We start from the raw sequence: 26,992 nt of genomic DNA, 5'->3' as shown, positions 1-26,992 counted from the left end.
GGGGGCGGCATCTGCTGCGTAGGCGTCCGTTGACGTTGTTTGGGTGCTCATGTGTGTAGTCCGCATTCTGTCTTGTCGGATCCTGCCCAGCGGCCGGCACGGGGGTCTTCACCCGGGGCAACCTGGCGGGTGCAGGGCTGGCAGCCGATGGACGGGTAGCCCTGGCTCAGGAGGGGGTTGACGGGAAGGATGTTGTCTTCGGAGTACTCGATCAGCTGATCGAAGGTCCAGTCGACCATCGGGTTCACTTTGACCAGGCCGAAGCCTTCGTCCCAGGTGACCACCGGGGTATTGGTGCGGGTGGGTCCCTCGTCGCGGCGAACTCCGGTGAACCACACCTCGTAGCCGGCCAGCGAGCGGCGCAGGGGCTGGACTTTCCTCAGCGCGCAGCACTGGGCGGGGTCGCGGGCGAACAGGTCCTTGCCGAGCAGGCGGTCCTGCTGTTCAACGGTGGTCTCCGGAAGGACGTCCACCACGTTGACGCGGAGATTCGCTGCGACTTCGTCGCGGGTCTCGTACGTTTCCTTGAAGTGGTAGCCGGTTTCCAGGAACAAGACGTCGACGCCGGGAAGCTGGTCCGCGACCAAGGCCGGCAGGACGGCATCGGCCATGGAGCAGGCCACCGTTACCGTGGGCAGCTCAAAGTTGCGGGCAACCCAGGCGATGACGTCCTGGGCAGGGGCATTCCAACCGAGTTCAGCGGCGCCGGCCTCAGCCAGTGCCTTGAGTTCCTCGTGGGAGCGCAGGGCAGCGGCAGGCGATGCCGCCCCCGCCCCTTCGCCGCGCGGCTGATCTCCGATCAGCCCAGCGCGCGGCTCCGACAGGCCCGATGCCACTCCCTGGGCGGCATCGCCTGCCACTCGCTGATTTGTGCTCATTGGAGATCTCCTTCATCTGCCGAGTGTGCCCACTCTGCGAAGGTCTGGCCTTCCGCGCCGACGGCGACGAATTTACGGACCACGCGCTCCACGTAATCGGGCAGGTCTTCAACCGTGACCTTGAGGCCGCGGACGGTACGTCCAAGACCGGCTTCTTCGCGCTCGTTGTTGGCCAGCCCGCCACCGAGGTGGACCTGGAAACCCGGGGTGGGGTCGCCGTCGGGCGTGGGCAGCATCATGCCCTTCAGGCCGATATCGGCCGTCTGGATGCGTGCGCAGGAGTTCGGGCAGCCGTTGATGTGGAGGGACAGTGCCGAGGGCAGCTGCTTGGTTTCCACGAGGTCGGCCAGGCGACGCTCCAGCTCAGCGATGGCCGTTGCCGCGGTGACCTTGGTTTCGACGATGGCCAGCTTGCAGAACTCGATGCCCGTGCAAGCAATGGTGCCGCGACGGAACACGGACGGACGTGCCGAGAGGCCCAAGGTGTCCAGTTCGGCGATCAGCGGCTCAACCTGCTCCTTGGCAACGTCCAGGATGACCAGCTTCTGGTGAGGAGTAGTGCGCAGACGGTATGAACCGTGCTTCTCCAAGGTGTCCGCCAACGTGACCAGCGCTTCGCCGGAGGTGCGGCCCACAGTCGGGGTGACTCCGATGAAGAACTTGCCGTCCTTCTGCTCGTGAACGCCGATGTGGTCACCGGGAGCCGTGGGCTTGGGAGCGGCGGGGCCGTCGGGAAGCTTGAAGCCCAGGTATTCGTCCTCAAGGATCTGGCGGAATTTGGCCGGTCCCCAGTCGTTCATGAGGAACTTCAGGCGGGCCTTGGTGCGCATGCGGCGGTAGCCGTAATCGCGGAAGATGCTGGTCACGCCGAGCCATACTTCAGCGGCTACATCCGCCGAAACGAACACACCGAGGCGTTCGGCCAGGCGCGGGTTGGTGGAGAGGCCGCCGCCAACCCAGAGGTCGTAGCCGGCGCCAAGTTCGGGGTGGACGACGCCAACCAAAGCGAAGTCGTTGATCTCGTGCACCACGTCCTGGGACGGGTGGCCCGTGATGGCCGTCTTGTACTTGCGGGGCAGGTTGGCCAGTTCGGGATCGCCGATGAAACGCTCGGCGAGCTCGTGGATCAGCGGCGTGGGGTCGATGATCTCGTCCTTGGCAATGCCGGCAACCGGGGAGCCGAGGATGACGCGGGGAACGTCGCCGCACGCTTCAGTCGTGGACAGGCCGATGGACTCCAGGCGGCGCCAGATCTCCGGCACGTCTTCGACGCGGATCCAGTGCAGCTGGATGTTCTGGCGGTCCGTGAGGTCGGCCGAGCCGCGGGCGAAGTCCACGGAAATCTGGCCGATGACGCGCAGCTGCTCAGTGGTCAGCGCGCCGCCGTCGATGCGCACGCGCAGCATGAAGTATTTGTCTTCGAGCTCGTGCGGTTCGAGCGTTGCAGTCTTGCCGCCGTCGATCCCGGGCTTGCGCTGGGTGTAGAGACCCCACCAACGGAAGCGGCCGTGAAGGTCCGTGCCGTCGATCGAATCGAAGCCCTCTTTGGAGTAGACAGACTCAATGCGCTCACGGACGTTGAGCCCGTTGTCTTCCTGCTTCCAGGTTTCGTTGGCATTCAGTGGAGCGGTGCCGTCAACCTTCCACTGGCCGTGGGGCTTGGCGGCAGGGCGGGTGCGCGCCGGACGCGAGGGAACTGCGGTGTCCGAGGACGCACCGGCTACAGCTGTATCTGTCATACATCGACTGTAGGTCTGGCCAGATTTAGCCAGCAAAGGTCCGGAAATGCTAAGTCACCTAGGGAAACATTTCGTCACGAACACGCCCGCGGCCTTGTCCGGAGGGCCTGGTTTGTGCAGGCCTTTACAGCCACTTTTCCGCGCGGATAAAGGTTAGGAGAGCCTTTCCAACACTGCGTCATACCGTTCCAGCGCGATCTCGGCGAGCACCTTCGACGGCAACAGTGGCGCCGCCACAACATCGGCCCCGGCCTTGGCCAACTGGTCGTGGAAATAGCCGGTAGCCAACAGGTACGAGGCAATGAAGACCCGGCCTGTCCCACCGTCGGCGGCGAGTTCTTCGCGCAAGGAGGCGACGCCGTCGGGCACTGTGGGCTGGGCACTGGCGCCATAAGCCACCCGCACCTTGTTGGGAAGCAGCCCTCCGAGCAGCCGCCCCTGCTCCTCCGAATCAACCGAGCCGTCCGGAAGGGAGGAGCCAGCGGCAGCCAGCAGCACGCCGTCGTTCTCCTGCAGCCCGGCCGCGCGCAGGTGGTTGGCCAACAACTCAGCCAGCCGCGCATCGGGTCCAAGCGGCCTGGCAGCCACGACCTCGGGCCGGGACTTGATGGCTTTGGGCACGTCCACCTTGATGTGGAAGCCGGTGGAGAGCAAAAGCGGTACGACGACGGCGGGCGTCCCCTCGGGCAGGCCCTCCACCACGCCGCCCAGCTCTGGTTCCTGCACGTCAACGTATGCCTCAACCACCTGCAACCCGGGGCGGAGGGCTTCGATGTCGGCCATGACCTGTCGGATGGCAGCTTGCCCTTCGGCATTCCGGGTTCCGTGGGCGCAAGCGATCAAAACGGGGCTGTTCATGGGAGCTAGCGTAACGTTGAGCCAGCATCCATTGAGAGTCGTATCCAGAAAGAACCCGTCCACTTGATTTCCATCGACATCGTCCTTCTCTGGCTCGACCTGGTTGGCGTGTTCTTCTTCGCGGTCTCAGGATCCTTGCTGGCCGCCCGTAAACAATTCGACATTGTGGGCTCCGTGCTCCTTGGCTCCATCGTGGCCCTGGGCGGCGGCGTGATCCGCGACATCATCATCAACGCCGGGCCGCCCATAGCCTTCACCAATCCGGCCTACCTCGCTCCCCCGCTGCTGGCTGCGATGCTGGTCTACTTCTTGTTCTCCTCGGTCCAGCGCTTCACGTCGCTGCTGACCCTGTTCGACGCCGGCGGGCTGGCTTTGTTTTGCATCACCGGAACGCTCAAGGCACTGACTGCCGGGATGAATCCTGTGGCAGCGATCCTCCTGGGAGTCACCACTGCTGTGGGCGGCGGCCTCCTGCGCGACATCACGGCGAACGAAATCCCCACCCTCTTCAATGCCCGCGATCTCTATGCGCTCCCCGCGTTTGTTGGGGCCGGGCTCACCACGTTGCTGTGGAATTTGGGGACCTTTACCGGGCTCACGGCGTGCGTAGTTGCCGGCGTTGTTTTCGCCTTCCGTGTCACAGCCTGGCGACGCAGCTGGCACGTACCACTGGCCGTCCGCGGATGGCACCGTCCCGGCGCCGGGCCGGGCGCAATTTCGGGTGCCCGGGATTAGCTAGGATAAGAGCATGACTGACATGTTCCTCGAGAAGTTCCGCGCGCTGGTCCCAAAGTATCTCGAGGATGAATGGCAGGAAGAAGACGGCCTCACACCGGACGAACTGGATGACGCCCTCGCCGATCACTCCTTCACCATCCCGCTGGTCCTGCGCGAGTTCTACCTCGCGATCGGTGGCTGCGAGGACCTCATGGAGGCCTACCACTACTTCTGGGATCCCGAAGAGCTCGAGGTGGATGACGAAGGTTTCCTCATGTTCCTTGAGGACGAGGAAGAGCAGTTCACCTGGGGCTTCCGCACAGCCGACCTCGGCATCCCGGACCCCATCGTGTGGCGCCGCAACAACGCCCGCGGCCAGTGGAAGAGTGAAGAGGGCACCTTCTCTGAATTCGTGTTCGACATGTTCGAGTGGGCGTTCAACGACGACGAAGACTAAATTTCAGTGCCCACGTGGGTTTCCTGACCCTGTTTGAAGTACTTTCAGCCCCTATGCACCCGCAATTGGTTGCATAGGGGCTGTTCTGTGTTCAAAGAAGGTCAGGACGCCACGGAGTTTTGAGGTTAAAACGGAATGGCCCCGGTTCGTTGCAACGTTACGAGTCATACGCTGCACCGAACCGGGACCACAATCTCCGTTCGCATCAGACCCACCGGAGGCATTTAGTGGATCCGTGAATAGCTTATGACAATCCTGTCACAAGCGCAACTCTTGGGGTCAATGAATATTCAAGGATGGCGCGTTCCTTTTACGGTCCAGTGCAGTTGTCCACATAGGCTGAAAAGCAGGTGCTGGGGAGTCGTCTTCGCAGTAACCATGGCTTGATGGACCTCCCTCAATTCCTTCGCTCCCGACACGGTGTAGCCAGGACTGCAGACTTGAAGCGTGCCGGCTTCTCTGAGAGGACTCTGGCCTCAGCGTTGAACTCAGGGTCGATCACAAAATTGCAGCGAGGCGTCTACGTCACTCAAGGAGCGGACTCCGACGTCGTCGCCGCCTTTCGCGCGAATGGCCGCCTTACCTGCGTCTCGGCGGCAAGGTTCTATGACCTTTGGATACTTCGAAAACCTGAGACCCTACACCTGAGCTGCGGCAACGGCCTCCCCAAGCCCGGCATTGTTGACCACGCCTGTATGACCCATCCCCCGCATTCCTACCTACCAGTTGCCGGCGTTGCCGACGTTCTGATGCACGCACTCCGTTGCAGGCCGAAGCTTGAGTCCCTGGTCATGGTCCAGAGCGCTGTGAGTCAGGCGCTGCTGAGCCCGGATTACCTGAGGTCGAAGCTGACCGGACCTCGGAATGGGCGGGCCCGGGCGATCTTGGGGCTGGTCCTTCCCAGGGCAGATTCATTGCTGGAAGTCTTGGCGCACACCCACTTCACCGCGGCAGGACTCACGGTGAAGATGCACGTTCAGCTACCCGGAGTCGGTGAAGTCGACTGCCTTATCAACGGTTCCTTGGTGATCGAGCTCGACGGCGGCACCCACTTGGAAGGCTGGCAAGTGAAGAAGGACCAGTACCGGAACAATGCAAGCATGCGAGGCGGCTTCCTTGTCCTTCGCTACTACTACTCCGACGTCGTTCACCATCCAGAAAGGATGGTGGCTGAGGTGCTTGAAGTCCTGACCATCAGGGAAGCCGGCCACTTCGGACCCTCGCGTTGGACGCCAAAGTGGGTGCCGGCGTCGTGATCCGGGCTTTGCCGTGACGACTTGACCTTCTTTGGAACGAGGACGGCCGCTACGCAACCCAAAGAGGGTGCATAGCGGCCGCCGAGAGCCTAAACAAGGTCAGGAAGACACGCCTTGAAGGAAGACTAGCTGCTGCGGTCCACCACGGCATGTGCGAAGTTGGTCAACGAGGCCTTCACTACGCCTTCGGGCAGCGGAGCCAGGGCAGCGACGGCCTCGGCGGACCACTGGCGCGCGATTTTCCAGGACTCGTTGGTGACGGGGTGCTCACGCAGGCCGGCAACGGCCTCAGCCAAGGCTTCGTCGGAGGACAGGTCGCCGTCGATCAATTCAAGCAACGCAATCGCCGAGGCATCCCCCGCAGCGGCGTCACGGCGGAGCAGCAGCACAGGCAGGGTGGGCACACCTTCACGGAGGTCGGTGCCCGGGGACTTTCCGGACTTGACCTTTACCCCGGTGACATCAATGACGTCGTCGGCAAGCTGGAAGGCCACACCCACTTTCTCGCCGTACTCAACCAGCAGGTCCTCATAGGCTTCATCGGCACCAGCGAAGATCGCACCGAGCTGCCCGGACGCTGCCACCAGGGAACCGGTCTTGTCCGCGATGACGGAAAGGTAGTGCTCCACGGGATCTTCGTCTTCGCGCGGGCCCACCGTTTCGTGGAGCTGGCCGAGGCACAAACGCTCAAAGGTGCGGGCTTGGATGCCCAGGGCACGGGAGCCGAGCTCGGAAACAAGGATGGAAGCACGGGCGAAGATGAGGTCGCCGGTGAGGATGGCCACCGAGTTGCCCCAGACTTCGTGGGCCGTGGGAGCACCGCGGCGGAAGGGTGCGGAGTCCATCACGTCGTCGTGGTAGAGCGTTGCGAGGTGCGTGAGTTCAACAACTACTGCCGCCTGGACAACCTCGGGGCGTGAGGCATCGCCAAGGTGGGCACACAGCAGGGTGAGCAGCGGACGGATGCGCTTGCCCCCGGCTTCCACCAGGTGACGCGACGTCGCATCAGCCAGGGGATCCGAGTTGGAGATGGCTTCGCGAAGCTTCTTCTCCACCCGTGCAAGGTTGGTGGTGATGGCAGGCCCGAGTTCGGCATCGCCGGCAATTGCGGCGAAACCGGCGGGCAACTGGAGCCCCGTTGCGATCGCGGTGGTGTTGGGAGCAGGCTCCACAGTGTCCCGCAGACCGTGCCCGGCATGCGTCCAGCTGTGTTCGGCAGAGTTCGTCACGGGTTAACCCTAACTAGTTGGTGCGGAAACCGCGGTGTTGGAGCCTGCCGGCGTCAGCGCACGGGCAGATGAAGTGTTGGACGTTGCCGGAACCAGCATCTCGAGGACCCGGATCACACGGTCTTCGAAGCCTTTCGCAGCAGGGTCGGTGAGGTTGGCGAGCATGCGGACCACGAAGCGCATCAGCACCGGTATCGGCATCCCGGTGCGCAGGGCGAGCTTCATCACTGCCGGCTTGCCGATGAGGGAGGCAAAGGCGCGGCCCAGCGTGAAGTGCGATCCCCACTGGTCCCGCACATAGTCTGCGTACCGCGAGAGGTGAGCGTCGGCGTCGTGCGTTGACCAACCGGCCGAGGCAGAGCGTGCGGAAGCGTCAACAATAAACTCGGCCGCGAAGCGTGCGGACTCCATGGCGTAGGAAATGCCCTCGCCGTTGAACGGGGAGACCATGCCGCCGGCGTCGCCCAGCAGAAGCAGGCCGGGTGAGTAGTGCGGGGTGCGGTTGAAGCCCATAGGCAGCGCGGCACCACGGATTTCGCCCACCTGATTTTCGGGGGTGAAGCCCCACTCGGCGGGCATGCCGGCGGTCCATTCGCGCAGGACCTGCTTGTAGTCGAGCTTGCCGAATTCCTTGGAGGAGTTCAGGATCCCGAGCCCGACGTTGGAGGTACCGTCGCCTACACCGAAGACCCAGCCGTAGCCGGGCAGCGGTTTGCCGGATTTGCCGGGAAGTTCCAGCCAGCCTTCCATCCAGTCGTCGTTGTGGCGCGGGGAGGTGAAGTAGGTTCGCACCGCGACGCCCAGAGGACGGTCGTCGCGCTTATGCATCCCCAGCGACACTGCGGTTCGGGTCGAATTACCGTCGGCGGCGAGTACGACGTCGGCGTGGAAGTCGCGCGTTTCACCCGTCTTACGTCCGGACTCGTCAAGGATGGCGGCCCGGGCGCCGATGACACGGCCGTCGTCGGAAGTGAGGGCGGAAGTAACGCTGTGGCGTTCAAGCACGACGGCGCCGGCGGCCTCGGCGTGCCGCGCCAGGGACTCGTCGAAGCCAAGCCGTGTTCGGATCAAGCCGTAAGTGGGAAAGTCGGAAACCTCGGGCCAGGGCAGCTCAATGGTGCGTCCGCCGGCAATGAGGCGAAGGCCCTTGTTCCGGCGCCACCCGTCCTCCACAGCGTGGGAAAGTCCAAGCTTCTGGATCTCCCGGACGGCACGGGGCGTGAGGCCGTCGCCGCACACTTTTTCACGGGGAAAGGAGGTCTTTTCCAGCACCGTGACGTCGATGCCCGCCTGGGCGAGGTAATACGCGGCGGTGGACCCAGCCGGGCCCGCGCCAACAATCAGTACTTTCACGTCGTCCTAAATCAGCAGGCTGTACGGGGTCAGCCGGCCTGTTGGCGCGGCTTGATCTGGCGGCGAAGCTTGGCCACGGGAACACTTTCGCGGTGCTCGGCGGGCTTCTGTGCGCGGTGCACTGCGACGATGCCGCCGCTGAGGTTGCGGTACGTGATGTCCGTCCAGCCGGCTTCGCTGAGCCACTGGGCGAGGTGGTCCTGGTCAGGCCAGGCGCGGATGGACTCGGCAAGGTACACGTAGGCATCCGGGTTGGAGGAGACCTTGGTGGCGATGGCGGGGAGCGCACGCATGAGGTATTCGGTGTAGAGGTTGCGCCACAGCGGCACCACGGGGTGCGAGAACTCGGCAATGACCAGGCGTCCGCCCGGCTTGGTGACGCGCAGCATTTCCTCCAGGGCCTTGCGGGGTTCTACGACGTTCCGCAGGCCGAAGGAGATGGTGGAGGCATCGAAGCTGTTGTCAGCGAACGGCAGGTTGGTGGCGTCACCGGCAATGAAGTCGATGTCCGGACGGCGGCGCTTGCCGACCTTGAGCATGCCCAGGGAGAAGTCGCAGGCCACAACGTCCACGCCGGCATCGGCATAGGGTTCGCTGGACGTTCCGGTTCCGGCGGCAAGGTCCAGGACCTTCTGGCCCGCCTTGACATCCACCGCGTCAACGACGATCCGGCGCCAACGGCGCGTCTGCCCCATGGACAGGACATCATTGACGACATCGTATTTTGGGGCGACATCATCAAACATCGTCGCAACTTCGTCCGGACGCTTTTCCAAGGATGCTCGGTTCACCCTGTAATTGTCTCAGACATTCAGCCGACTTTGCTGCGCTGTAGAAGTCGGCTCAGATTCTGGTTGTCGGCGGGAGTACTGTTGTTCCATCATGACGAGCACGCTCCGCACCTTGACAGTCCCCCTCGATGTTGAATCATCCTCCGGGGGGCTGCCGTCGTTTCTGGTCCGGGACGACGTCCTTTGCTGGTCCCGGCGCGAAGCCGGTCTGGTGGGCTACGGCGAGCTGACCCGTTTCAATGCCACCGGCCCGGAGCGTTTCCTCGAGGCCGATATCTGGTGGCGGCACCTCATTCTTGAGGCCGAAATCACTGACCACGTGGAGCTTCCAGGCACCGGTCCTGTGGCATTCGGCTCATTCGCCTTCTCCAAAACCTCCCCGCACGTCTCCCGTTTGATCCTCCCTGAGCTGGTGGTGGGGATTCGTGATGGCCGCGCCTGGGCTACCCAATTAACGTTCGACGGCGCACCCCTTACCGAGGCGGGCGTCCTCGCCTCCGTGCATCGCTGGCTGACCGAGCCGGAACCAAGCGGCGAGGACTCAGCGGCAGGAGGCTCCGACGTCGTGCCCTCACTGGAGGCGGTCATGGCGGACGGTTCCGCCGGTCACTTGAGTTCAGGTTCCCTGAGCGAGGCCGCCTGGATGCGGGCTGTTTCCAACGGCGTGGAGGAGATCCGCGCCGGGAACCTGGAGAAGCTTGTTTTGGCGCGCGACGTCGTCGCTACCCTTCCGGAGGGCGTGAACGCTGCGGAGGTACTTCGCCAGCTCGCAGCCAGGTACCGCGAATGCTGGACGTACGGCGTGGACGGCCTGGTGGGCGCAACGCCGGAGATGCTGATTCAAGTGGAGGGCCGCACTGCCCAGGCCCGCGTGCTGGCAGGAACCCTTGACCGCCGCGACGCTGACGGCATGGACGGCTCGCCGATGGAGTACGCGGAGCGCGTCCTGGCCGGATCCGAGAAGCAGCGGCACGAACATGAGATCGCAATTGATTCCCTGACCCGGCAGCTGGCTCCTTTCTCGGAGGCGATGAATTCGCACAGTGAGCCTTTCATTCTGGAGCTGCCCAATGTGTGGCACCTTGCCTCTGACGTAAAGGCGGAGTTGGCCGATATTGAGGGCCATGTGCCCACGTGCCTGGCTCTGATCAACGCTTTGCATCCCACCGCCGCCGTCTGCGGAACGCCGACATTGGTTGCCGGCGCCTTGATCCGCAAGCTCGAACACCTGGACCGGGGACCGTACGCAGGACCGGTGGGCTGGCTCGACGCCGCCGGCAACGGCGAGTGGGGAATCGCCCTGCGCGGTGCAGTGATCGAAGACGCCAACACGGTTCGTTTGTACGCGGGATGCGGAATTGTTGAAGGCTCACAGCCCGAGGCCGAACTGGCCGAAACGTGGGCAAAGTTCCGCCCGATGCTTGAGGCCCTGGGTATTCGCCGCTGAATCTGGGATCCCGGACAGGGCTTCTGCTTTACTGGTTGATAAGTGCGTAAACTAGTTATCCAATAGTGAAACTAAGTTTCCTGTGATGCACATCTCACGTTCGGCGCTACACTAAAACCGACTCAGTTCAGCATCCACCGCAACAAAAGGTAAACAACATGCAGATCTCCCGTTCGGTTCTGTCCGGCACCAAGATTGCCGCCGTACTCGCGGCCGGCGCCCTGGCCCTCACCGCTTGTGGCGGCTCGTCCACCCCGGCGGCTTCGGATGCCTCGGGCCTGAAGCTCATCAACGCCGGCAAGCTCACGGTGTGCTCGGACGTCCCCTACGAGCCCTTCGAGTTCCAGAAGGACGGCAAGATCGTAGGCTTCGACATGGACATCGCCGCAGAGATCGCCAAGGACGTCAAGGCCGAACTCAACGTGGTGGACAGCTCCTTCGAAGCAATCGAGACCGGCACAGCACTGACCGGTTGCGACGTCTCCATCTCCTCGATCTCCATCACGGACGTCCGCAAGAGCGTCATGGACTTCTCCACCCCGTACCTGGACGATGACCTGACCCTCGTGGCCACCTCGTCCTCCGGCATCAGCAACATCGATGGTGCCAAGGGCAAGAAGGTGGGCGTCCAGCAGGCCACCACCGGTGCCCAGTACGCCAAGGACAAGGGCATCGACGCGCAGCAGTTCGAAGACTCCGGCCTCCTGGTCCAGGCCCTCAAGGCCGGCACCATCGACGCCGCCATCGGCAACCAGTCCGTCCTGGGCTACGCCATCAAGGACGACTCCAACCTCAAGCGCGTTGAAGACTACGCAACGGGCGAGAAGCTGGGCATCTCCATCAAGAAGGGCAACACGGCCATGGCGGACGCTGTAAACGCCACGCTGAAGCGCATCACCGACGACGGCTCACTGAAGAAGTTCGAGACCACCTGGTTCGGCGAAGCCACCAAGTAGTCCGAGCCCCGGCTCCCGAGATCCACGCAGGCGGGCCCCGAAACGACACGTTGTTTCGGGGCCCCACCTGCGCAACATGAATGTGAGAACACCATGGCAATGACTGCACGTCAACGAGCCAAAGTCAGTTTGTACGTCCAGGCCGGAATCTTCGTCGTCGTCCTGGCCGCAGTGATCCTTGCTGTGGACTGGAAGACGATCGGCACCAGCGTCTTCAACTTCGCCAAGATCGGGCCGATGTTCCCGGACATTTTCCTGGTGGGCCTCAAAAACACCCTTATCTACACGGCCCTGGCGTTCGTGGTGGGCCTGTCCGGCGGTCTCCTGCTTGCCCTGATGAAGCTCTCATCGTTCCCGCTGTACCGCTGGCTCGCCACCGGCTACATCGAGTTCTTCCGCGGCGTCCCGGCACTGCTGGTCTTCATTGCCTTCGGCTATGGCGTTCCCCTGGCCTTCGGCGTCCAGTGGGACGTCAACATCGTGGTCATGGTATCGCTGGGCATGGTGGCCTCGGCCTACATTGCTGAAACCCTCCGTGCCGGCCTCCAGGCTGTGCCGAAAGGCCAGATGGAAGCCGCCCGTTCCCTGGGCATGCCGCATTGGCGGGCCATGATCTCCATCGTCATCCCCCAGGCGTTCAAGATCGTCCTGCCGCCCCTGACCAACGAGATCATCCTGCTCACCAAGGACTCCTCGCTGATCTACGTCCTGGGCCTCACCGCCTCGCAGTACGAGCTCACCAAATTTGGCCGCGACGGCATCTCCAGCCTCGGTGCCGGCCTGACTCCGCTGCTCGTCGCCGGTGCCTTCTACCTGGTCATCACCATCCCCTTGAGCCTCCTGGCACGGAAGTTCGAAAGCCGCTCCGCGCGGACGAAGCGATAGGCAGGACAGTCATGAACGACGTCGTAAACAGCACAGTCCGCGCCGCGGGCGTGGACATCAAGGACCTTCGCAAGTCCTATGGCAGCAACGAAGTCCTCAAGGGCATCTCGCTGACCGTTGAGCCGGGCCAGGTAGTTTGCTTGATCGGGCCATCGGGTTCGGGAAAGTCCACCCTCCTGCGCTGCGTCAACCTGCTGGAGCACCCGAACGCGGGCACCATCAACGTAGGCAAGTTCGAGGCAACGGACCCCGACGTGGACCTCAACAAAATGCGTCAGAGTGTTGGCATGGTGTTCCAGCACTTCAACCTGTTCCCGCACCTGAGCGTCCTGGACAACTGCACCATCTCGCAGATGAAGGTCCTCAAGCGATCCAAGTCCGAGGCAGCCGGAGTGGCCCGCCACAACCTGGAGCGCGTTGGCCTGGGACACCTCGCCGACCGATTCCCGGACCAGCTCTCCGGCGGCCAGCAGCAGCGCGTAGCCATTGCACGTGCGCTGTCCATGGACCCGCAGCTCATGCTCTTCGATGAACCCACCTCCGCCCTGGACCCCGAGACCGTGGGCGACGTCCTGGCCGTCATGCGCAAGTTGGCCCAGGAAGGCATGACCATGCTGGTGGTTACCCACGAGATGGGCTTCGCCCGCGAAGTGGCCGACCGCGTTGTCTTCATGGACGCCGGTGTTGTTGTGGAAGAAGGGCCGGCGGAGAACGTCATCAGCGCCCCCACCCAGCCGCGCACCAAGGAATTCCTGCGCCGCGTCCTGGACCCCACGCACATTGGTGTCGAGGAAGCTTAGTTCATTCGTTTCCCACGCTGACGGGCGGGCAACACTCTTCTTGGGTGGTGCCCGCCCGTTCTGCGTAGGTGGCCGTTCCGGGCCGGCTCAGCCGGCTGTCAGGACTTGGCCCACCGCAGCCGAAATTGCGTCCTTGATCCTCGCATGAAGCGCACGCAGGCCCCCGCGGTCCACGCGAACCTCCACAATGGTGCGGCCCTTGAGCGGCGACGTGAGCGCCTCGGTGAGTTCCGCCGTCGTGCTTACCGTTCGGTGTCCGACGCCGTACGCCGCGGCGAGTGCCGAAATGTCCACTGAGTGCGGGGTGCCAAAGAGACGCTCGACGGCGGTGCCGTAGGCGCCTGAGTCCTCCACGGCACCGTGCTCCAGGAGGCTGAAGATGGCCCCACCTGAGTCATTGAGCACCACGATCCGCAGGTCCGGCACCGGTTCGCCTTGGCCGAGCAGCAGTCCCCCGGCGTCGTGGAGGAACGTAACGTCGCCCAGGAGGACGGTGGTTTCGCGTCCGCTGCCCAAGGCGACTCCGGTGGCGGTGGCGATGGTGCCGTCGATGCCGGCAAGGCCACGGTTGGCGTACACCGATGCGATGGGTTGGGTATGGGGCTGTCCGGCGAGGTCAACGTCACGGATTCCGTTGGAGGACCCAAGCACCAGTTGTCCGCGGGAGTGCTCCCAAACAGCGGCGCCAACTGATGGCCCGTTGGCGAGGACCTCCCCCGCGAGCACTCCGTCAAGGGCGTGTTGGGCCGCTGCACCAGCCAGGAGCCAGGCGTCCAACCATTCCGCGGAGCCTCGGCCGGCGAATTCGGCGAGCTCGGGAAGGGTCTCGATCGGCGTTTCGCGACGGCGCCCGGCCTCATACCAAGCCACAGGAACAGGCTGGTAGATGGCCGTTTCCACAGATTCCCGGGCAAGAAGGGCAGCCACGGGCCGGGAAAGGGTGGCCCGGCCAAACAGGACTACCCGTTGGATCGGCGATCTTGATCCGGGCCCGAAGTGTTCCAGCAGTACCCGGTACGGACCCACGGCGTTCGGTCCGAAACGTGCGTTGGAGGACGGCTCAGCGAGCAGCGGCAGACCATGGGCACGGGCAAACGCCTCGGCCACCGGGCCGGCATCGTGACCGGCGAGGACCACGGTTCGTCGCTCGACGAGTTCGCTGGGCGCTGCCGGAAGATCCAGTGACTGGGGACCGGCGTCGTAATGGAACACGCCGTGTCCCGCAGCAGCCGGCAGTGCGTCGCCGTCGGCCGGTGTCAGTGGGTCGCGAAAGGCGAGATTCACTTGGACAGGACCGGGAGGAGTGTCGGCAAGGGCACCGGTTGCTGCGTAGAGCGCGGTGGCAACGGCTTTCTGGGGATCGTCACCTGCCGGGACGTCGACGGCGAATCTCACGTGATCGCCGAAAAGGTCCAGTTGGATGGTGGTCTGGTTGGCCCCGGTTCCGTGGAGCTCTTCCGGGCGGTCCGCGGAAATCACCACCACGGGAACGGCGGAATGGTTGGCTTCCATGACAGCCGGCAGAAGGTTGCCCACTGCGGTTCCGGACGTAGTCAGCACGGCAACCGGAGCCTGGGTGGAAAGGGCCAGGCCCAGCGCCGTGAATCCGGCGTCCCGTTCATCAATACGGACGTGGAGCTGAATCCTGCCTGCAGCTTCTGCTTCCGCGAGAGCGTAGGCCATGGGTGCCGAGCGCGAACCCGGCGACACCACCGTATGCCGCACACCGCCGTCGAGCAGTGCCTTAACGGCGATCCGGGCGGCACCGATGGATGTCAGAGAGTACTGGGAAGTCACCGCTCCAGTCTATTGGGGCAGCCAGTCCGCCAACGCTCGCTCACAACCCCTGCCCCACCAGCCAACCCTCACTCACATCCCCTGCCCCACCAGCCAACCCTCGTTCACATCCCCTGCCCCACCAGCCAACCCTCACTCACAACCCAGCCGTTAGCGTTCTTCGACGTCGAGGACTACCTCGTTATGGCGCAGGAACCAGGGTTTGAAGGGAGGGTCGAAACGCGCGAACCTGGGCGAACCGATGGGTGTCAAACCAGCCAGTTGAAGGGCCTCGTGCAGGGCCGCGGTGTGGCGTTGAAAGGCCGAGGCAGTTCCATTGCCTGTGAATCGGGCGACAGCAGACAACGCCCCGGGCACCTCGCGGATTTTGACCCTGGGCTCATCCGGGACAGGGGCATTTTCCGCCTTCAGTCCCGCCGGCAAGACGAAGGCTACAACGTAGTCTTCGTCTTCGCTTCCCGGGGCAGGGCCTGTCTGCAATACCGGTGCCGTCATGACCAGTTCCTCGGAGGAACCAGACTCCTGGATAACGGGGGCGGTCATGGATAACTTCTGCTGAGCCGTGTTGCTGCCGCTGATGTAGTTAAAGAGGTATCGGAAGGCCTGGTTCGCGGCGCGATCAAAAGTGGCGTGCACCTGAACCTCGGCGAGAACATGCGCGGGATACCGACGCAGTTCGAAGTGGGGATACTTCTGGACCAGATCGTACGGCTGCTGTTCAGTCATGGTGCAACCGAGCTTACGCCGCAGTCGCGCGTCTTGGCAGAGGTAGACGTGAGCGAGGGTTTGGCCCAGACACCGGGGACCTGAAAGAGGGATTGGCCCAAACACGGGGGACGTGAGCGAGGGATTGGGTCGGAAGTGGGAATGCTCCCCTCCCCGGGATTCCAGGGAGGGGAGCATTCGTCATTCAAGAATCAGGCAGACCCTGCTTTCGGAAGCAGACCTCACCGCCGAAAGAGGCAGACCCTACTTCCGGAAGACCTGAACCACCGAGGGACGCGGAGCCCGAACCGCACCGGCAGCCGGGACACTTCCGGCGGGGACGTAGTCCGGGAAGAACGAGTTCTGAGCAGCGAACGAGCCGTCCTCGCCAGGGTGCTGCACGGCGACGAACACGGTCCGCTCTTCGTCGTGGATGACAGGGCCACAGGTTTCCGCGTCGCGGGGAACGGCGAGGAACTGCTCCACCTTGCCGCGCTCTGGACCTTCGAGGGTGACCTTGAACAGGCCGTCCGCGTACCCGATGGTGCCGGGGGCGCCGTCGGTGGAGATCCAGAGGTTGCCCACAGAGTCGAAAGCCACGTTGTCGGGGCAGGAAATCGGGGAGACCTTCTCCACCGGGAATCCGGAGAAGTAGGTGGAGGTGTTCTTGGCGGGGTCACCGGCCACCAGCAAGAGGTTCCAGTTGAACTTGGTACCCGTCTGCTCGCGTCCCTCGGTGATCTCCACGATGTGTCCATCACGGTTCAGGGTGCGCGGGTTGACCTCCGTTGCACCTTCCTTGCCTGCCTTGCCGCGGTCTGAGTTGTTGGTGCAGGCCACGTAGACCTTGCCGGTGAGCGGGTTGGGCTGGACGTCTTCGCAACGGTCCATCTTGGTGGGGCCAACTTTGTCGGCTGCCAGGCGGGTGTAAACCAGGACCTCGGGGACGGACATTCCCGGCACAGCGGACTTACCGTCGACCACCAGCGGCAGCCACTCCCCTGTGCCGTCGAAAGCACCGTCAGCGGGGAGCTTTCCTGTGCCATCAATCTCGGCAGCAAGCGAATCTCCGGTGAACTTGGCTACGTAGAGGTCGCCCTCCGAGAGGAGCCCCATGTTGTTCTTGCGGGCTTCCTTGGAGTCGCCGGCCTGGTACTTGCCCTTGGAGACGAACTTGTAGAGGTAGTCGAAGCGCTCGTCGTCGCCCATGTAGGCCACTACGCGTCCGGAAGGAGCCACGATGACGTTGGCGCCCTCGTGCTTGAAGCGCCCCATTGCCGAGTGCTTTTTGGGCGTGGACGTGGGGTCGAACGGGTCCACTTCCACGATCCAGCCAAAGCGGTTGGTTTCGTTGGCGTAGCCGGAGTTGCGGGTATCGAAACGGGGTTCGTCAAGTTCCCACTGGCGGGCGGTTGCTTTGGCGGAGAGACCGTACCGCTTGTCGCCGTCGCTGGTTCCAGGGGCCACGAAGTAGCCGTTGAAGTTTTCCTCGCCGGAGAGAATGGTGCCCCACGGGGTGGTGCCACCGGAGCAGTTGCCCAGCGTTCCCTTGATCCAGCGGCCTGCCGGGTCGTCAATCGTCTTGACCAGGTTGGTGCCTGCTGCTGCGCCGGTCAGCTCGTAGACGGTGTCAGTGAGGAAGCGGCGGTTCAAGGGTGCGCCCTGGATGTAGTTCCACGGCTTGTTCTTGTTCTTGCGCTCCAGTTCAACAACAGCCAGACCGTGTCCGGCGCGGCCAATGGCACGTCCCTCGGCGGGGTCGAAGCCTTCGGGCAGCATGATGTTCTCGTTGGTGTACTCGTGATTGGTGAACAGCAGGGCGCGGCGGTCTTTGGATCCCGGGATGGGCAGGATGTCGGTGTAGTCGTTGTTGTATCCGAACTGGCGTGACTGGGCTGCAGCCGTCTGTGCGTTCAGGTCAAAGGCCGGAGAGTCGGCGAAGAGCGGATCGCCCCAACGGATGACGGGCTTCCAGTCAAACCCCTCGGGGACCGTGAAAGCGTCCACTGCAGCATCCACGGGCTTGATGGCTGTGAACTTGAGCTTGGACTTATCAAAGCCCTTCTTGGCGGCATCGGCGAGTCCGTTGCCAGGGTCGGCAACAGCTGCGTCTCCACCGGTCAAGGCACCACCGAACACGACGGCGAGTGCACCTGCGGCGCCGAGGCCCAGGGCGGCCCGGCGGGACATGGCTGTTGAGGCGATGTCCCGGAAGTAGCCGTTGGCGCTGGTGTTGCAGACATCGCCCGAGCAGGCGTTGTCGCACTTCAGTGCACAGGTGACCGCGCTGCGCTTGCCCTTGGTGTGGCCGAGCATGGGGAGCAGCGGAAACGTGCGTCCGGTGGTTTCAGACATGGGGGGAAGACCTTCCAGAGGATGTACGAGGTTCCCGCTGAGCTTTTCAGCGGAAACCGAAGCTGAGAGGTCTCCCCGGTTAAGAAACGGTGAACAAAGGGTGCTTGTTTCCCGCCAGGATGGCGTACACCCGGCCAAGCCGTTCCAGCCACCATTCGCGACGTTCCGCTGAGGCCGCATACTGCTCAAGCAGCCCGGGATCGGCGACGGCCTCGCGCACGTGGATGGCGCCGTCGTCGGCCACGAGCGGGTCCAGCGTTATATCCGAGGTGAACAGCGAAACAGTCCCAAGCCCGCAGGCATAGGGAAGGGACGGTAGTGCAGCTGCGAGCGCGAGCCCGGCGCGGATGCCCACGGAAGTGTCCAGGGCAGAACTGACGACGGCGGGCAGTCCGGCTTGCTCGACGATCTCCAACGCCCGACGGACTCCCCCGAGCGGAGCGACTTTGACCACGATCAGGTCCGCGGCGCCGGCTCTGGCTACCCGAAGGGGATCCTCTTCCTTGCGTACGCTCTCGTCCGCAGCGATAAGGACCGGTGTTCCGGCGTCCGAGAGCCGGCGACGGACCTCGGCCAGTCCTTCAATGGTGGGAACCGGTTGTTCGGCATACTCAAGTCCTAAAGCCGAGAGCTTGCCCAGGGCCTCTGCTGCTTGACCTACGTCCCATCCCCCGTTGGCATCGACGCGGATGGCGGCCTCCGGCAGTGCCTCGCGAACTGCCCGTACACGTCCAAGATCGTCCCCTAGCGACTGTCCGCGCTCGGCTACTTTGATCTTGACCGCATCCACGCGCCCGAACCTGGCCAGTATCTCCGGCACACACTCTGCCGGAACGGCGGGGACCGTCGCGTTGACCGGGATGGAGTCCCTTAGAGGAGTAGGGAAGCCAATCCACCCAGCTTCCAAGGCTGCGGCCAGCCAGCGGGAAGATTCGTCGTCGTCGTATTCGGGGAAGGGACAGAACTCGCCCCAGCCCAGCGGCCCTCGAAGGATGAGGGTCTCACGCTCCATGATGCCGCGGAATTTCACGCGCATGGGCAGAGAGACTACGTGGGCGGAATCGATGAGTTCTTCGAGGGAGGGAAGTGCAGGCATGTTGCCACTGTACCGGCGCTCCCTTGGCCCCCGGGCAGGCCGATGAGGCTATGTGGATAAGCTATTCCATCCAGTAGTTCCGGACCCTGCCCAAAGCCTCGCCCAGTCGGACACCGGATAATTCAAGGGTGCTTTCCGGCATTCCCAACGCATCCCACCGGGCCACCAGCGTGCTGTCCCCGTCCAGCGGCAACGGCCACAGCCAGTAGCGGCCGGTGAACTGCACGTAGTCTGTGTTGTTGCTTCCCCCGCCCCCACCCAGGGTTGTCAGCACCGGCCCGGTGACGTCCCCGGTATCTTCGAAGGAGGCCGGTCCGTGAATCGCCGCAACAGCTTTATGTCCGTCCGCCAAAGCCACTCCAAGTTCCAACCCCGCCCTGGTGTCCAGGCTTGAGCGCGGGTGGTTGTAGCTCTCCTCCACGATCTCCCGCCATTCCTGGTCTGATTCGTCCCTGCGCCGAACGGACCAGACAAGATCCAGCAGGCATCCGGTGGAATAGACCTCCACCAGTTTCAGCGCCACCACCATCCGCTGGCTCTGGTGGATAAACCCACCTGCCGTGACCACACCAGGCAGTTCGTCCGACGGCGGTCCGGCCCACCCCGGCCGGGGCGGCTGCGGTTGACGGGCCCGCTCGGGAGGCTCAGGGAGGTCGTCGAAGAAGCTCATGCTCCATCCATACACCACCTTGGTGGCACTGGGGAGGGGCGGGTGGCAACCGAGAGAGGGCAATCGCGATATTCTCGGAAGACGACTCAATGTGGGGGAGATATGACTCAATCAACGCCCGGCTCCGCGACACCTCCCGGCTGGTACCCGGACCCATCGGATCCGCGCCTGGACCGTTGGTGGGACGGCCATGCCTGGACTGCCCACCAGGCTCCGCAGCAGTTTCCGCAGCAGGTGCAGTACCAACAGCCGTTCAAGGCTCCGCGTACCCCGATCAGCGAGCAGACACCTGTCTACAACCCCTTCATTTGGGCCATCACGTTGCTCCCGCTGGTCTCGGTGCTGTTCATGTTGACCTGGCAGCCTGAGTTCCGTGTCATCACCACGCGGCAGGGTGTCACCACCATGGACCCGTTCTCGATGTACACGCCCGGGTATTTCCTGCTGATGGGCTCAAGCCTCGTGATCTATGGCCTGTCGGTGTTCTTCGCGTACTTGGACTATCAGCGGTTGGCGAGGTCCGGCGTCGTGCGTCCTTTCCACTGGGCCTGGGCATTCCTGAACTCGGCCGTCTACGTGATTGGCCGCTCAGTGATCGTCAACAAAGTGGCTCCCAAACGAGGGCTGCTGCCGGTCTGGATCACCATTGGCGTCTTTGTGATCAGCATGGTGGTGGCTGGCATCTGGACCTCCAACATGATGCAGAACATGATGTCTTCCTTCGGTTCTTCACTGCCGACCTAGGCACCGGGAAGCCTCACACGCGTTAGGTAGACTGCTGTCAAAGACGGAAGGACTACCCATGAACCGCAAGGCCACCGCGCTGGACGTCGCCAAACGGGCGGGCGTCTCCAGGAGCGCAGTCTCACTGGTTCTGAACGGCCGGGGAGATGGGAACGTAGCCAAGGAGAGCCAGGATCGCATCCGGGCAGCGGCACTTGAGCTGAACTACTCCCCCAACGCGATCGCGCTCAGCCTGCGCAACCAGCGCTCACGGGTGATCGGCATCCTCTCCGATGAAGTGGTAGTCAGCCCCTTCGACGGCAACATCATCGGCGGGGCGGACGACGTTGCACGCAGCCGCGGCTTTGTCACCGTGGTCATGGATACCGAGCGCGATGCCGCCAGGGATGCGAGCGCCATTGAAACCCTCCTGGACCGGCAGGTTGATGGGCTTATGTACGTAACCGTTGGCCTGAAACCCATCGAGATTCCGCACGGCATGCTCCGTGTCCCCTCGGTCCTGGCCAACTGCTACGACGACCAACCTGAGCCCCAATTGCATCACGTCATTCCGGACGAGGTAGCTGGCGGCAGGGAGGCCACTGAGCATTTGTTGGAGCTTGGCCACCGGGACATTGCCCTCCTGGCCGGATCCGAAGATTCTCCGGCCGCACCGCTCCGTGTGCAGGGCTACCGCGATGCACATGCCGCGGCCGAGATCCCGGTTCGGGGGGACCGGATTTTCATGGCCGGTTGGGATATCGACGCCGGCTTCCGCGGCGCCATGAAACTGCTCGACGGCGTGTCCCCGGCCGATCGGCCCACGGCCATCATGTGCGCGAATGATCGCCTGGCTATCGGGGTAACCCTTGCGGCTGCACGCCTTGGCCTCAGCGTTCCCCAGGACCTCTCGATCATGGGCTACGACGACGAGACCCGGATCGCCGACACCATGGTTCCCGCACTCACCACCATGGCGTTGCCGTTGCGGGAGATCGGGCGTGCAGCCATGACAACCTTGTTGGACATGATCGAAGCCACGGACCACACAGGAAAAGGGACCACCGTTGAAACGATGGTCCCTTGCCGCTTGGTCACCCGGGAATCGACCGGGCCGGCGCCTACTCGCTGAGGCTTTCGCGTCGCGAACCCCGCACACCGGGCCCCACAACACACCCGCGCACCTTGCGAGGCCCACTCCGCACCCAAAGACACACCCAAACCCTGCACACCAGGCCCCACAACACACCCCCTCGCCTTGCGAGGCCCACTCTGCGCCCCAACACGAGCGTCAAGCACGCAAAGCGGGCCCCACAACACACACCCACCTCGTTGCGAGGCCCACTCTGCACCCAAAGACACACCCAAACCCTGCACACCGGGCCCCACAACACAGCAGCGCGCCGGGGTCAGGAGCTAACAGCGCACGACGCCGGCCCGCCGCCTAGGCGGGAAGGCTCAACTCCCACACGTCGGCAGTCGCGCCGTGGGGCAGGGTGAGCTGCCATTCCTCCCCCGGAGCCGGGTAGGCACGAACAGTGGTGGCCACAGAGCCCGAGCGGTACACCTCAACGAGGGAAGCATCAACGAAGATCCGGAGCTCCTCCCCTGCAACAACGGATCCTGAGTAGACCACCTGCGCGTCGGCACCGGAGCCCAGGACCAATTCCACGGCACCGTCAGCGGCGCGGGCACCGTCAGCGGCGCCAGCACCGGCAGCGGCGGTCAAGGCACCGGCAGCGGCTCCAGCCACGGAACCAGCACCACCCCGCACCAGCACCTCGGCAAACGCAGGCACAGCAACAGATCCCGTAGCCCCCGAAGCCACAGCAGCACCCCGGTATGCGAGAACTTCGGGCGCAGGAGCAACCACCAGCACCCCCTCAGCCACCGACAAAACGCGGGGATGCGTCAACACACCCGACCACCCGGCGTCGTCGATTTCTTCCTGGGTGCGGCCCCGCCGCCCGTCACGGCCGGGGCCTTCGTTGGCCCACCCCCACAAGAGAGCAGAAGCAGCCTCACCACCAGCGGAATAGGAAAGCTGAACAATTTGCGGGGCATAGAAGTCGCGGCCAAGATCCGCCTTCCCACCGGAGGACGGCGCAAATACCGGCAGCCCGGACGAAGGATCCTCGGACAAGGAGCCGGTCAGGTACCCCACACCGTTGGCGTGCTCGTGGTCGTCTCCGGAGAGCCACAAGGAGAACATCATGACCCAAGTGGAGCCGCCTGAAGAGAGTGGCACCTCCACCAGCTGCGGGCATTCCCAGATCTCAGCGGGGGTGTGGGCAGCGGCCACGGGATCAGCGGTGGTCAGCCAGATCCCCTGGTACTTCCAATCGTCAAGGGAGTCCACGGTGTACAACAGCAAAGCCGCGCGGCCATCGGACAGACCCGCACCTTGCATGGCGTAGCGGGCGCCATTGAAGTGGAAGATGAAGGGATCGCGGACTGCGGTCACCAAGGGATCGGAGGGCATGGACGCGGCAACGTGCCCGTCCTGCTCCCACGTCACCAGATCGGCAGAACCCCGGGCAATCACCACTTGTGAGTGGCCGCCGTGGTCCTTGACGCCGGAATAGCAGGCAGTGGGCACGCCATCGTCCAGCGTTACGACGCCCGTCCAACAACCCGCAGAATCCGGCCCGCCGGCCTGCGGCGAAAGGGCCACGGGATGCTCCTCCCATCGCACCAAATCAACGGAGCTCATGTGCCCCCAGGTGATCTGCGAGTGCCTCGCGGACAAAGGGTTGTACTGGAAGAACACGTGATACCGGCCGTCGATGCAGCTGATGCCGTTGGGATCGTTGATCCAGCCCTGGGCCGGCCGCGGGTGAAAGCGCGGGAACGCGGGATCCGGGTGTGTGGCAGCAGCAGCCAGGGAGGAAGAGAATGCAAGGTCCGTCAACGGAACCCCTTTCAAAAGCGATGAAAAAGAACCTACTTGCCCGTGCCGGCGGTGAGCCCGTCCTGCAGCGCGCGCTGGCCGAACATGAACACCACCAGCGCGGGAATCATGGAGAGGACTACGCCGGCAAGGACCACCGAGATGCTTCCGGTGCCGAGGTTGCCTTGGAGTGAGACCAGGCCAAGCGGCAGGGTGAAGTTCTGCTCGGAAATGGTCATGATGAGCGGCCTGAAGAACTCGTTCCAGTGGAAGTTGAACGCCAGGATGCCCACGATCGCCAGGCCCGGCATGGCCAACGGCGCGTACACGGAGCGGAAGGTCCGCCAGGGTGAGGCGCCGTCGATCGCGGCCGCTTCAGCGAGCTCACCCGGCAACCCCATGAAGTATTGGCGCATCAGGAAGGTGCCGAACGCCGTCGGGATGGCCGGAATGATCAGTGCCAGCAGCGTGTCGGAAAGTCCGACGCCGCGGATCAGCATGAACACGGGCACGATCGTGACCTGCGCGGGCACCATCATGGTGGCCAGCACGATCGAGAACAGTGCACCGCGTCCGCGAAAGCGAAGGTGTGCAAAGGCGTAGCCGGCCAGGGCTGCGGTGATCATCTGCCCCACCGCGATCAGGCCGGTTACCAGCGCGCTGTTCACTACCAGCGCCACGATGTTGAGCTGCTTGAAAACTTGCTCGTAGGACGTCAGGTCCGGGTTCAGCGGCAGGAACGCCGGCGGCAGCTGGAAGGATTCCGACGGCGGACGCAGCGAGGTGGACAGCGTCCACAAAACCGGTCCCAGGACAAAGACGGACGCGATCAGCAGGACAACGACGCGGATGGCCACAGACCAGTTGCGCTTCTTCCGCGTGACTAGAGGTGCCGTTGTGGTGACACGTTCTTGGATGGTGGTCATGGCGGGCCTCACTGGTAGAAGACGAATCGTTTGCTGAGCCGGAACTGCGCGGCAGTGATGGCCATGATGATCAGGGTCAGGATCACGCCGATCGCTGAGGCCTCTCCGAACTCCAGCCGCTGGAATGCGGACTCGAAAATGACCATGACGGCTGTCCGCGTTGAATCACCGGGTCCGCCGCGGGTGAGGACATAGGGCTGGTCGAACACCTGCAGCGCGTTGATGATGGCCATGACCGAGGCCACCAGGGTGGTGGGGCTCAGCAGCGGCAGGGTGACAAACCAGTGCTTGCGCCAGCCGGTGGCACCGTCGATCGAGGCCGCCTCATACGTCTCCACCGGAATGGAGGCGAGTCCACCGATGAACAGCAGGAACGAGAACCCGAAGTTCTGCCACACATAGACAAGAATCACGACGGCGGCCGACCCGGTTGGCGTCGTCAGCCACGGGACCGCAGGGATGCCAATAAGGGAAAGCAGCCAGTTCACCACGCCGAATTGCTCGTTGAAGAGGTACCGCATAAAGATCGATACCGAGGCTGCTGAGAGGATCAGCGGGAAGAAGAAGGCGGAGCGGAAGAAGACCCGGAGCCATGACGGAAGTTTCTCCTGGACCATGATGGCCAGGCCGAGTGCCAGTCCAAGCTGGAGTGCCACGGCCACCACCACGAACACGATGGTGTTCAGGAACGAAACCCGGACGGTGGGGTCCTGGACTACCTCGGCAAAATTGTCGAAACCCACGAACGTTGGCGCTGAGATGATGTCCCAGCGGAAGAATGCGAGCGCAATCGATGCGACGATCGGCAGCAGGGTGAAGATGCCCATGCCCACGATGGTCGGTGCCAGGAAAGCCCACGGCAGCCAGCGTTGCTGCACGCGGCCACGCTTGGAGACTTGTCCGTCTTTGTGGGCGGCCTGGCGACGGCCCGGCTCGCTCCCCGTGCCCGTAGGCGTACTGGTTGCGGTGCTCATGGCTGCCTCCTCAGGGCGAGTTCGAGGTCACGCTGCATGGAGTTGAGGGCGTCCTTGAGTTGACGCTCGTCTCCACTGACCGCCAGGCTCACGTTTTTCATCAGGGCGGTTTCGACGGCGGCCTGCTGGGGTGGCGCCGGAATGGGACCTGTGGTGGGGAACTTGTCCAGAGTGTCGTAGAAGACCTTCCAGTTCCGTGGACCGGTTCCTGCGTAAAGCTGCTCGTTGACCATGGAGCGTCGCGCGGGTGTGGTGTTGGGCGTGGGGAAGACGATCTGCATCGCTTCGCGGCTGGAGCTGAACTTCACCCATTCCCAGGCTGCGTCCTTATCCTTGGCGGTTTTCATGATCGCGTAGCCGGCCGTGCCGAACTGGTGGCGCTGGCCCCGCCATTTCGGGAAGAACTGGACGTCGAAGTCGTCCTTGGTCATCCCCGCCTCGTGGAGGCCTTGCACCCAATAGCCGCCCGCCGGCGTCGTACCTATCCTGTTGGAGGCGAAGAGGCCGATCAGTGCGCTGCCGCCGCCTTCCTCCGGCCGGACACCCAGTCCATCCTTGACCAGTCCGCGGAGGTAGTCGAAGGATTCGAAGACCCGGGGATCGTCGGCGTTGGGCTCCAGCCATTGGTAGCCGCCGGAGCGGAGGCCTCGGGAGGGGTGGTTGGCGTAGAAGCCGTCCCAGAGCCATTCGCCGCCCGGGGACTTGGTTTCCTTCAGAAAGCTGGTGTCGTTGGCGTAGAGCCACGGCACTACGCCGCCGAAGAGACGGTTGGTCCAGTAGTACGGCGTGAAGTCCTTGGGATTGGCCTTCTTCATCGCAGCGAGGGTGCTGCGGAAATCGGTGTGCGTCCAGTCGTCGGCAGGGCGTTCCAGGCCTGCCTTAGTGAGCGCGGTGGTGTTGTAATACATGTTCGCGGCATTCCAGTCGATGGGGAGCTGGAAAAGGCTGCCCTTGTACATGAACGCTTCCACCAGGCTGGGGTGGACGTCTTCGAAGTACTCCTTCATGTGGTCCGCGTCCCGGCGCAGGTACTCGTCCAGGGGATGGGCGAGCTTTTCCGCGAAGAGTTGGGCGCCTTCGGTTGCCACATACACCACGTCCGGCGGAGTGCCCGCGGCTACCATGGTCAGGATCTTGGTGAAGAAGTCCTTCCAGTCCACGGCCTGGATCGCCTGGACCTTGACCTTGATTTCGGGGTGGACTTTGGCAAAAGCGTCAATGACCTTCTGACGGGCTGCCGCATCTGCCGCGGTGCCCATGATGGCGATGCTGAGGCTGTTGTCTCCGCGGCCGGGGATGTCAGCACCGGTCAAGCGCGGCCACGACGCCGCGGTTACTCCAACAATCCCGGCGCCGAGGGCTGTAAGGGCACTTCTGCGTGTGAACTGACGCAAAGCCCCATTGGTTCCCGACATGTAGCTTCCCTTCCCTAACACGTGTTAGGAAGCTTAAGCCAGGACCTAACACGTGTCAACCGTCACGTGAATGTT

General features: G+C 63.5%; 24 protein-coding genes and 1 pseudogene. 10 read left to right on the top strand and 15 right to left on the bottom strand.

The annotated features are described in order from the left end of the window. Positions 1 to 47: 47 nt before the first annotated feature. The 3 genes from BLQ01_RS01320 to BLQ01_RS01310 form a co-directional block, all read right to left on the bottom strand. Positions 48 to 878, bottom strand: coding sequence for a phosphoadenylyl-sulfate reductase (locus BLQ01_RS01320; protein WP_254779130.1), 831 nt, complete (start codon positions 876 to 878; stop codon positions 48 to 50). Continuing rightward, positions 875 to 2,617: a nitrite/sulfite reductase gene (locus BLQ01_RS01315; protein ID WP_026539672.1), complete on the bottom strand. Its 1,743-nt coding sequence runs from the start codon at positions 2,615 to 2,617 to the stop codon at positions 875 to 877. The genes BLQ01_RS01320 and BLQ01_RS01315 overlap by 4 nt, the downstream gene beginning before the upstream one ends. Positions 2,618 to 2,770: 153 nt before the next feature. After that, positions 2,771 to 3,475 carry a sirohydrochlorin chelatase gene (locus tag BLQ01_RS01310; RefSeq protein ID WP_254779127.1) on the bottom strand — a complete coding sequence of 235 codons (705 nt, stop codon included), beginning with the start codon at positions 3,473 to 3,475 and terminating at the stop codon, positions 2,771 to 2,773. A 63-nt stretch (positions 3,476 to 3,538) separates the two neighbouring features. Between BLQ01_RS01310 and BLQ01_RS01305 the strand changes: the two genes are divergently transcribed. From BLQ01_RS01305 to BLQ01_RS22835, 4 genes and pseudogenes are all read left to right on the top strand, one after another. After that, entirely contained in the window at positions 3,539 to 4,210 is a 672-nt protein-coding gene (locus BLQ01_RS01305; protein WP_026546391.1) for a trimeric intracellular cation channel family protein, read from the top strand. 13 nt (positions 4,211 to 4,223) lie between these two features. Next, positions 4,224 to 4,649: a hypothetical protein gene (locus tag BLQ01_RS01300; RefSeq protein WP_026546392.1), complete on the top strand. Its 426-nt coding sequence runs from the start codon at positions 4,224 to 4,226 to the stop codon at positions 4,647 to 4,649. Positions 4,650 to 5,035: 386 nt separating this feature from the next. Then, positions 5,036 to 5,164: pseudogene (locus tag BLQ01_RS22840) on the top strand (type IV toxin-antitoxin system AbiEi family antitoxin domain-containing protein); the annotation flags it as partial. A 180-nt stretch (positions 5,165 to 5,344) separates the two neighbouring features. After that, positions 5,345 to 5,905 (top strand): endonuclease domain-containing protein, encoded by a 561-nt coding sequence (locus BLQ01_RS22835; protein WP_309803511.1) that lies wholly within the window; start codon positions 5,345 to 5,347, stop codon positions 5,903 to 5,905. 125 nt (positions 5,906 to 6,030) lie between these two features. Here the strand turns inward: BLQ01_RS22835 and BLQ01_RS01290 are convergent, their stop codons facing one another. From BLQ01_RS01290 to BLQ01_RS01280, 3 genes are read right to left on the bottom strand one after another with little or no spacing between them, the layout of a single operon-like run. Then, on the bottom strand, positions 6,031 to 7,134 hold the full coding sequence (locus BLQ01_RS01290) for a polyprenyl synthetase family protein (RefSeq protein ID WP_026539667.1): 1,104 nt from the start codon (positions 7,132 to 7,134) through the stop codon (positions 6,031 to 6,033). A 9-nt stretch (positions 7,135 to 7,143) separates the two neighbouring features. Then, on the bottom strand, positions 7,144 to 8,487 hold the full coding sequence (locus BLQ01_RS01285; protein WP_026539666.1) for a geranylgeranyl reductase family protein: 1,344 nt from the start codon (positions 8,485 to 8,487) through the stop codon (positions 7,144 to 7,146). A gap of 29 nt (positions 8,488 to 8,516) precedes the next feature. Then, complete coding sequence (locus BLQ01_RS01280) at positions 8,517 to 9,278, bottom strand: demethylmenaquinone methyltransferase (protein ID WP_026539665.1); 762 nt, start codon at positions 9,276 to 9,278, stop codon at positions 8,517 to 8,519. Positions 9,279 to 9,369: 91 nt separating this feature from the next. On the opposite strand from BLQ01_RS01280, the gene BLQ01_RS01275 reads away from it, so the two are divergent. The 4 genes from BLQ01_RS01275 to BLQ01_RS01260 all read left to right on the top strand — a co-directional run bounded on the left by BLQ01_RS01275 (position 9,370) and on the right by BLQ01_RS01260 (position 13,366). After that, positions 9,370 to 10,725, top strand: a complete 1,356-nt coding sequence (locus BLQ01_RS01275) for an isochorismate synthase (RefSeq protein WP_091549807.1) — start codon at positions 9,370 to 9,372, stop codon at positions 10,723 to 10,725. Positions 10,726 to 10,883: 158 nt separating this feature from the next. Further along, a complete protein-coding gene (locus tag BLQ01_RS01270; RefSeq protein WP_026539663.1) occupies positions 10,884 to 11,681 on the top strand; it encodes an ABC transporter substrate-binding protein in 798 nt (265 codons plus the stop codon). Positions 11,682 to 11,774: 93 nt separating this feature from the next. Further along, on the top strand, positions 11,775 to 12,566 hold the full coding sequence (locus BLQ01_RS01265; RefSeq protein ID WP_026539662.1) for an amino acid ABC transporter permease: 792 nt from the start codon (positions 11,775 to 11,777) through the stop codon (positions 12,564 to 12,566). Positions 12,567 to 12,577: 11 nt separating this feature from the next. Then, positions 12,578 to 13,366, top strand: coding sequence for an amino acid ABC transporter ATP-binding protein (locus BLQ01_RS01260; protein ID WP_026539661.1), 789 nt, complete (start codon positions 12,578 to 12,580; stop codon positions 13,364 to 13,366). A gap of 87 nt (positions 13,367 to 13,453) precedes the next feature. Here the strand turns inward: BLQ01_RS01260 and menD are convergent, their stop codons facing one another. From menD to BLQ01_RS01235, 5 genes are all read right to left on the bottom strand, one after another. Beyond that, entirely contained in the window at positions 13,454 to 15,163 is a 1,710-nt protein-coding gene (gene menD / locus BLQ01_RS01255) for a 2-succinyl-5-enolpyruvyl-6-hydroxy-3-cyclohexene-1-carboxylic-acid synthase (protein ID WP_091549806.1), read from the bottom strand. Positions 15,164 to 15,313: 150 nt separating this feature from the next. Beyond that, entirely contained in the window at positions 15,314 to 15,889 is a 576-nt protein-coding gene (locus BLQ01_RS01250; RefSeq protein ID WP_026546398.1) for an SOUL family heme-binding protein, read from the bottom strand. A 243-nt stretch (positions 15,890 to 16,132) separates the two neighbouring features. Then, positions 16,133 to 18,223 carry a PhoX family protein gene (locus BLQ01_RS01245; RefSeq protein WP_091549805.1) on the bottom strand — a complete coding sequence of 697 codons (2,091 nt, stop codon included), beginning with the start codon at positions 18,221 to 18,223 and terminating at the stop codon, positions 16,133 to 16,135. 79 nt (positions 18,224 to 18,302) lie between these two features. Further along, entirely contained in the window at positions 18,303 to 19,319 is a 1,017-nt protein-coding gene (locus BLQ01_RS01240; RefSeq protein WP_091549804.1) for an o-succinylbenzoate synthase, read from the bottom strand. 61 nt (positions 19,320 to 19,380) lie between these two features. Further along, positions 19,381 to 19,989, bottom strand: a complete 609-nt coding sequence (locus BLQ01_RS01235) for a hypothetical protein (protein WP_254779121.1) — start codon at positions 19,987 to 19,989, stop codon at positions 19,381 to 19,383. 102 nt (positions 19,990 to 20,091) lie between these two features. On the opposite strand from BLQ01_RS01235, the gene BLQ01_RS01230 reads away from it, so the two are divergent. Together BLQ01_RS01230 and BLQ01_RS01225 are read left to right on the top strand one after the other, a co-directional pair. Then, a complete protein-coding gene (locus BLQ01_RS01230; protein ID WP_091549802.1) occupies positions 20,092 to 20,733 on the top strand; it encodes a DUF2510 domain-containing protein in 642 nt (213 codons plus the stop codon). A gap of 58 nt (positions 20,734 to 20,791) precedes the next feature. Then, on the top strand, positions 20,792 to 21,844 hold the full coding sequence (locus BLQ01_RS01225; protein WP_026541179.1) for a LacI family DNA-binding transcriptional regulator: 1,053 nt from the start codon (positions 20,792 to 20,794) through the stop codon (positions 21,842 to 21,844). 312 nt (positions 21,845 to 22,156) lie between these two features. Here the strand turns inward: BLQ01_RS01225 and BLQ01_RS01220 are convergent, their stop codons facing one another. From BLQ01_RS01220 to BLQ01_RS01205, 4 genes are read right to left on the bottom strand one after another with little or no spacing between them, the layout of a single operon-like run. Beyond that, positions 22,157 to 23,623 carry a glycoside hydrolase family 32 protein gene (locus BLQ01_RS01220; protein ID WP_091549801.1) on the bottom strand — a complete coding sequence of 489 codons (1,467 nt, stop codon included), beginning with the start codon at positions 23,621 to 23,623 and terminating at the stop codon, positions 22,157 to 22,159. A gap of 32 nt (positions 23,624 to 23,655) precedes the next feature. Beyond that, the gene (locus BLQ01_RS01215; RefSeq protein ID WP_091549800.1) at positions 23,656 to 24,528 is read right to left on the bottom strand and encodes a carbohydrate ABC transporter permease; all 873 of its coding nucleotides are present in this window, start codon (positions 24,526 to 24,528) and stop codon (positions 23,656 to 23,658) included. A gap of 8 nt (positions 24,529 to 24,536) precedes the next feature. Further along, positions 24,537 to 25,502 carry a carbohydrate ABC transporter permease gene (locus tag BLQ01_RS01210; protein ID WP_026541182.1) on the bottom strand — a complete coding sequence of 322 codons (966 nt, stop codon included), beginning with the start codon at positions 25,500 to 25,502 and terminating at the stop codon, positions 24,537 to 24,539. After that, on the bottom strand, positions 25,499 to 26,917 hold the full coding sequence (locus tag BLQ01_RS01205; protein WP_091549799.1) for an ABC transporter substrate-binding protein: 1,419 nt from the start codon (positions 26,915 to 26,917) through the stop codon (positions 25,499 to 25,501). Before BLQ01_RS01205 ends, BLQ01_RS01210 begins: the two co-directional genes overlap by 4 nt. Positions 26,918 to 26,992 lie beyond the last annotated feature (75 nt).

This window comes from Arthrobacter sp. UNCCL28 (assembly GCF_900102805.1).
Classification (GTDB): Bacteria; Actinomycetota; Actinomycetes; order Actinomycetales; family Micrococcaceae; genus Arthrobacter; species Arthrobacter nicotinovorans_A.
This window is presented reverse-complemented; position numbering and strand designations above follow the sequence as displayed.